1 protein-coding gene is annotated in these 313 nt (G+C 70.0%); it reads left to right on the forward strand.

Annotation, left to right across the window (positions count from 1 at the left end):
* Positions 1–43: 43 nt before the first annotated feature.
* On the forward strand, positions 44–313 hold a 270-nt coding region (locus IH00_RS0107830; RefSeq protein WP_031071024.1), incomplete at its 3' end, for an ArsR/SmtB family transcription factor.

A 313-nucleotide genomic window follows, 5' to 3' on the forward strand; every position in this document is an offset into this window, starting at 1 on the left:
GCCACCGCTGGGCGGCTGGTTCGACGTGTGTCAACATAGACGTATGTCGAATGTGAGCCCGTTGCCGCTGCTGGAGCCGGACGTCGCCCCCTGCTGCCCGCCGCTGACCGAGCGCCCCCTCACCGCCGAGGAGGCCCGGCGGACGGCCGCCATGTTCAAGGCGCTGGGCGATCCGGTACGACTCCGGCTGTTCTCGGCGGTCGCCTCGCACGAGGGTGGGGAGGCATGCGTGTGCGACATCTCCGACGTCGGCGTCTCGCAGCCCACCGTCAGCCACCACCTGAAGAAGCTCAAGGAGGCCGGCCTGCTCACC

Source organism: Streptomyces sp. NRRL S-118 (assembly GCF_000716335.1).
Lineage (GTDB): Bacteria > Actinomycetota > Actinomycetes > Streptomycetales > Streptomycetaceae > Streptomyces.